The 6,201-nt window shown below is 68.2% G+C and carries 6 protein-coding genes; 5 read left to right on the plus strand and 1 reads right to left on the minus strand.

What is annotated here, in order from left to right; all coding sequences use genetic code 11:
• The 3 genes from Q1N79_RS28710 to Q1N79_RS28720 form a co-directional block, all read left to right on the plus strand.
• On the plus strand, positions 1-597 hold a 597-nt coding region (locus tag Q1N79_RS28710; protein ID WP_367185153.1), incomplete at its 5' end, for a methyltransferase C-terminal domain-containing protein.
• A gap of 65 nt (positions 598-662) precedes the next feature.
• Positions 663-1,523, plus strand: coding sequence for a sugar phosphate nucleotidyltransferase (locus Q1N79_RS28715; protein ID WP_300614215.1), 861 nt, complete (start codon positions 663-665; stop codon positions 1,521-1,523).
• On the plus strand, positions 1,520-2,167 hold the full coding sequence (locus tag Q1N79_RS28720; protein ID WP_300614216.1) for a PIG-L family deacetylase: 648 nt from the start codon (positions 1,520-1,522) through the stop codon (positions 2,165-2,167). Before Q1N79_RS28715 ends, Q1N79_RS28720 begins: the two co-directional genes overlap by 4 nt.
• On the opposite strand, the gene Q1N79_RS28725 is transcribed toward Q1N79_RS28720, so the two are convergent.
• Positions 2,157-3,458: a polysaccharide pyruvyl transferase family protein gene (locus tag Q1N79_RS28725; RefSeq protein WP_300614217.1), complete on the minus strand. Its 1,302-nt coding sequence runs from the start codon at positions 3,456-3,458 to the stop codon at positions 2,157-2,159. The two genes, Q1N79_RS28720 and Q1N79_RS28725, sit on opposite strands and share 11 nt — an antisense overlap.
• Positions 3,459-3,695: 237 nt before the next feature.
• Between Q1N79_RS28725 and Q1N79_RS28730 the strand changes: the two genes are divergently transcribed.
• A complete protein-coding gene (locus Q1N79_RS28730) occupies positions 3,696-5,012 on the plus strand; it encodes a Wzz/FepE/Etk N-terminal domain-containing protein (protein ID WP_300614218.1) in 1,317 nt (438 codons plus the stop codon).
• Positions 5,009-6,201, plus strand: a 1,193-nt coding sequence (locus tag Q1N79_RS28735) for a hypothetical protein (protein ID WP_300614219.1), incomplete at its 3' end; no start/stop codon positions are given. The genes Q1N79_RS28730 and Q1N79_RS28735, both read left to right, overlap by 4 nt.

Genomic DNA, 6,201 nt, shown 5'->3' on the forward strand with positions numbered 1-6,201 from the left:
TACGACACGATTTACCACGAGCACTATTCGTACCTGTCGCTGCTTACCTCGAGCCGAGCGCTGCAGACCGCGGGCCTGCGCGTCGTCGACGTCGAGGAACTGGGCACGCACGGGGGTTCGCTGCGGGTCTACGCGCGGCCGGCCGGGGCCGCGGGAGAGCCTAGCGAACGGGTGAAGGCGGTGCTCGACGCGGAGGAAGCGGCAGGCCTGCATTCGGTCGCCGGGCATGAGGATTTCGCGGGCGAAGTGCTGCGGATCAAGAGCGACCTGCTGGGCTTCCTGCTCAGCGCCGCGGCTCAGGGGCGCGCGGTGGCTGGCTACGGCGCGCCTGGCAAGGGAAACACGCTGCTCAACCACTGCGGGATCAGGTCGGACCTGCTCGCCTACACCGTCGACAGGTCGCCGGTCAAGCAGGGGAAGTTCCTGCCGGGCACGCACATCCCGATCTACCCGCCAGAGCGCCTGGCGCAGACCAGGCCCGACTACATCCTCGTGCTGCCGTGGAACCTGCGCGATGAAATCACCACTCAGCTTGGCTACGTGCGATCCTGGGGCGGGCGCCTGGTCTTCCCGATCCCCTCGCTCGAAGTCGTGTGAGCTTCGTATTACAGAGCGTGCCTGCCAGGTCTGATAGCTCAGGTGACCTCAAGGAGGAGGGTGACATGAAGGTGGTCCTGTTCTGTGGTGGCCTGGGCATGCGCATGCGGGACGGGGTAACGACCGCGCCTAAGCCCATGGCATTGATCGGCGAACGTCCGCTGCTCTGGCATGTCATGCGCTACTACGCGCACTACGGGCACACGGAATTCGTGCTCTGCCTCGGATATGGCGCCTCCGCGGTGAAGGACTTCTTCCTCAACTACGACGAGACCCGGTCCAACGATTTCGTGATGAGCGGCGGCGGTCAGGTCGATTTGTTCAAGACGGATATTTCTGACTGGCGAATCACGTTCGTCGACACGGGCCTGCACTCCGCGATCGGCGAGCGGCTGCGGCGAGTCCGGCGCTTCGTCCAGGACGAGGAGATGTTCCTGGCCAACTACGCGGACGTTTTCACGAACGCGCCGCTGCCTGACATGATCTCCCGTTTCGCGGCCAGCGAGGCGGTGATCAGCCTGCTCGCCGTGCCTCCGCAATCCTCCCATCACGTCGTGGACATCGACGAGAACGGTCTCATCACCCAGGTGACCCCGGTGCGCGACCTGCGCCAGTGGGAGAACGGCGGGTATTTCGTGATGCGGCAGGAAATCTTCGACCACCTCAACGAAGGCGAGGACCTCGTCGAGGACGCGATCGTGCGATTGGTGCCGCAGGGGCGCGCGCTCGCTTACCCGTACAAGGGGTACTGGTCGCCGGCGGACACGGTCAAGGAGCGCGCCCAGATGGAGGAGATGTACCACAGGGGGAACTGCCCGTGGATGATCTGGGACGCCGAGCGCTCCGGGCTGCACACCGCGGCCACGTCCGCGGACGTCCTGGCCGGCGCGGCCGCGCGAGCCGCCGACCAGGTGGTCACCGCGTGATCAGCTGGCAGCTGAACGCCCCCACCGGGGGGCCCCTGTCGGTGCTCGCGATCGGAGCGCACCCGGACGATATCGAGATCGCGGCGGGCGGCACCCTGCTCAGCCTCGCCGGACGCCAGCACGGACTTCGGGTCAGGTATGTGCTGCTTACCGGAACGCCGGAGCGGCAGCGCGAGGCCAGGGCGGCCGCGCGCGGCTTCACGCCAGGCGCCGACCTCGAGGCCGAGTTCCATGATCTGCCCGAGGGACGGCTGCCGGCCGTCTGGGCCCAGGTCAAGGAGATTATCGAGGGCGTGGCCCGCTCGTTCACCCCGGACCTCATTCTCGGGCCCGCTCCGGGCGACGCGCATCAAGACCACCGGACGATCGCGGAAGTGCTGCCGACGGCCTTCCGCGATCAGGTTCTCCTCGGCTACGAGGTGCCCAAGTGGGACGGCGACATGCCCCGGCCGAACACGTACTTCCCGCTGACCGACGAGATCGCGCGGACGAAGGCCGAACTGCTCGACGAGTACTACCCCTCACAGCACAAGCGCGATTGGTGGGGAGCGGAGACGTTTCTCGGGCTGGCGCGATTGCGCGGCGTGGAGTGCCGCGCGCGCTATGCCGAGGCCTTCACGTGCACCAAGCTGGTCATCTCCTGATGGCCGATTCAGCCGCGTGACGGCCCCGAGGGCTCGCGGGGACGGCCTTGTCCCCGCCGTCCCCGCGGTCCCCGCCGAAGAGCACTTGCGACAAGACGGTGAACTGGTCGTCCAGGGCGCGCATGTTCGCCGCGTTCGCGTCCGCCATCCGCTGCCGCAATTCGGCGTGCCGCGTCTTGACCGCCTCGAACTGCTCGATAAGCTGGGCGACGCTGAACGAGTTCGCGGAAAGGTTGAATTCCGCCAGCCCCATGTCCGTCATCAGCTCGACAAACTTTTGTGAATAGCCCAGGGATATGGTTGGCTTGCAGAGTTTCAGCGCGCACATCACATTGTGGTAGCGGGTGGCGACCACCGTTCCGATGGGGGACATGAGCCGCATGAGGTCGGCGTAGGAATCGGCGCGTTCGGCGGACACCGCTGCCGGGCCGAGATCTGGCCGCTCACGCCGCACGGCCGCCAGCACCTGGTCGGCGACGTCCCAGTCGAACTTGCTGTCCCCGCCGAAAAGCTGCACCCGATGGCCGGAGTTCACGAGCCAGCTGGTGAACTGCGTCATTTTCTGCACATAAGACGAGTGAATCTCCGCCGCGCGCGCCCGGTCGTCGTTTCCCCCGTAATACGCCATCACGCCGACGCCGACTACCCGCAGGTCCCCGGGCTGGTACGGCGGGGTCGGGACGCCGAAGACGAGGTCGGGGTACACGCGATCCCGCGACGTGTCGATGCCCCGGGCTCGCATCGCCTCCAGCGAGTGCTCGTCGCGGTAGGACCGGTAGCACGCCAGCCGTGCGGTCGCGTTGGATAGCCACCGGCTGGTCCGCTGCCTGACGGGGCCGGCCCCGACGCTCACGAGCGCGACCTTGGTGCGGAAGATTCTCCCGGCCAGCGCGACCACGAGCAGCGTAAACGGGTACCCCCACGGCCGCACTGGCAAGGTGAGTTCTAGCGGGCCAGTACCCGGCATGATCACCACGTCGTGGCGGCGTACCCAGGACATGGTCCGGAATACGTCAAGCCCCTTGCCAAGGGCCTTGACCGGGGCCGCCATGGGGCCGGACAGGCGGCCCTCATATTTCGAATACCAGTACAGGGGCGTGATGGCGATGCCGTACCTGACACGCATTTGGTCCGGCGTCCCGCCGCCCATGGCGTCCACGATGGCGTCGGGGTGGGCGGCCGCGAGGTAGTCGAGCACGGTCTCCATGGACGCGTCGTTGCCCGAATTCCCGGAACCGAGGATGCCGAAGAGGCCGACCTTGGGAGTCTTCGGCGGGGGTGGCTTGTTCACGTCTGTCCCTAATCTCCTTCGGCTGCCCGGGCTGGACTAAGCAGCTGACAGCGTGTGCATGCAGGAGATCGGGGAGGACTACGGCCTGATACAGCCGGCAGGCATCCGTGCAGCTGCGCGGGCCGCCTCCGGCACCGCGCCATAGTCCGCGGTCCGGCAAATCTACCTTTGCGTAGCCGTATCACGACGCCGCCCGTGCGCTCTTATTCCTTGGCAGAGTACTCTCCCGGAGGCTGAGTGAGCGGGCAGGCGCTGGATCTGAAGAAGTCAGCCACGATCGTGTGGCGGCACAGGATCGTGGCGGGCACCATCGTGGCCTTGGGCTTGATCGGGAACACCGCGTACTTCGCGGCTCAGCCCCAGATGTACACGGCAAGCGCGCTCGTCGTTCTCCCCCCTCCGCCCAACGCCACAACGGCCGGCGGGCAGACGCCTTCCGTCAACGTCTCCACGCAGTCCGTCGTCGTCACCAGCGTGCCGGTGCTCGTGGCCGCGCTGCGCAGCGCCGGCCTCGGAGTCTCCCTCGCGGCACTGCAGCATCGGATCACGGTCGCCGAGGCGGGCGCGCTGACGATATCGATCAGCGCCCAGGGCGATACCGCGCAGCAGGCGGAACGGACGGCGAACGCCGTCACCCGCAGCTATATCGCCTATATCACCGCCGCCAGCAACCCTGCCGGGCAGCAGCCAGCCGAACTGCTGCAGCCCGCGGCGACCGCGAGCGCGAAGCCCCGCACCACCCGTGTTTACGAGGCGGCCGCGGCCGGCGCGGCGGCCGGCGCGGTGGTCGCGCTCATCGCCGTGCTCGCGATCTGGGGCAACGACCGTCGGCTGCGCAAGCGCGACGCCATCGCCGATTCGATCGGGGTACCCGTCCTGGCCGGCGTCCGCGCCAGCTCCCCGGCCGATGCCGCCGGCTGGACGAAGCTTTTCTGGCACTACGAACCCCCGGCGGGCGATGCGTGGCTCCTGCAGCGTGCGCTTCGTGAGCTCGGCCTGCCCTGGCAATCCGGTCACGGCGGCACCGGGTCGGTAGCGGTGCTGTCGCTGACGCCGGACCGCGCGGCTCTCGCGCTAGGTCCCCAGCTCGCGGTGTCCGCCGCTGCGCAAGGCATTCCCACTGCCCTGGTGGTCGGCCCATGTCAGGCCACCAGGGAGGCGACCGCCCTGCGGGCGGCGGGCGGCGCCGCGACGGGACGGGACACGGGGAACCTCCGGGTGATGGTGAGCAGCCACGAGGATGTCTCCCAGCCGTCGGCGCAGGCCGCCCTGACCGTCGCCGTTGATGTCGTCAGCCCGCAGGCGCCTCGCCTCGCCAGCACGCCGCGCGCCGACGTGACGCTGCTGGCCGTCACCGCTGGCGCGGTCACCGCGAAGCAACTGGTCCGCGTCGCTGCCGCCGCCGCTGGTGCCGGCCGGACCATCGCCGGAATCCTGGTGGCCAACCCCGAGCCAGGTGATCAGACAACCGGCCGCCTGCCACAGCTGGCGCGGTTGGACCAACACCAGACGCCAACCCGCATGGTCGGCCTAGTGACGGAGAGTAGACGATGACGGAACGTGAGCAGGCGGTGACGTACTCACTGAACGGGGACCATGACGGTCCCGCGCGGCTCACAGCCTTTCCTGACTTCATCCTGCCCGAGGACCAGCCGGCCGATGTAGCCGCCGGCCTCGTGAGCCTGGGGTACATCTGGGCGGCCATTCAGCGCAAGACGCGGCTGGTGTGCGCACTTGCCCTCGTCGGGATCGTGATCGGCCTGGGCTTCTTCAAGATCGACCCCCCCGCGCACAGGGCGCAGACCTCGGTCCTGATCACGTACGGGATCGACGAGAACCCGTCGGAGGCGGTCTTCGACGAGCAGGCGATCGCCGAGAGCCACACGGTGGCCAAGCTTGCCATGGCCAAGCTCGGAATTCACCAGAGCCTCGGCAGCTTTGCCGCCTCGTACTCGGTCACGATCGTTACCGAACGCGTGCTGCAGATCACGGCGAGCGCGAAGACCAGCAGCGAGGCGGTCAGCCGGGCCAACGCGATAGCCAGCTCGTTCCTGCAGTTGAGAGCCCAGCAGCAGGAGCAGGCTCAGCAGGTGGTGACCCAGTCCATGCAGCAGGAAGTGCCCGGGGACATGCAGAGCGTAGCGTCGCTGCAATCGAAGGTCGCCGCCGTCGAGCACCAGCCCAAGACGTCGGCGCAGCAGGCCGAGCTCAAGAAGTTGCAGGCCCAGGAGAACCAGGCCGCCCTGTCGCTGAGCGTGCTCCAGGAGGCCATCGCCGAGAACCAGGCAGGCAGCCAGACGCTGGCCGCCATCAAGGGCAGCGTGGTGCTCGACTCGGCCGAGGCGCTCGCGTACTCCACGAAGAAGTGGGTGCTCATCTACGCCGTCTACGGGCTGGTGGGCGGTCTGGCCCTGGGGCTGGGCATCGTCGTGATCGGGGCCGTGACGTCCGACCGGCTGCGCAGGCGCGATGACATCGCGCGGGCTCTCGGCGCTCCCGTGAAGCTCAGCGTCGGCGCCACGGCGGGCGGACGCAAGAGGGCGGCCAGCCAGGGCGGTATCGGCGGAGCAGACGACCCCGATATCAGGCGCATCGTCGCGCACCTGCGCGAGGCGGTCTCGATGAAGGACGGGCACCGCGCGCTCGCGGTCGTAGCCGTGGACGAGCCGAAGGTGGCGGCGCTCGCCCTGGCCTCACTCGCGGTCTCGATCGCGCAGGAGGGGCGCAAGGTCATGCTGGCGGA

The organism is Trebonia sp. (genome assembly GCF_030042015.1).
GTDB lineage: Bacteria > Actinomycetota > Actinomycetes > Streptosporangiales > Streptosporangiaceae > Trebonia.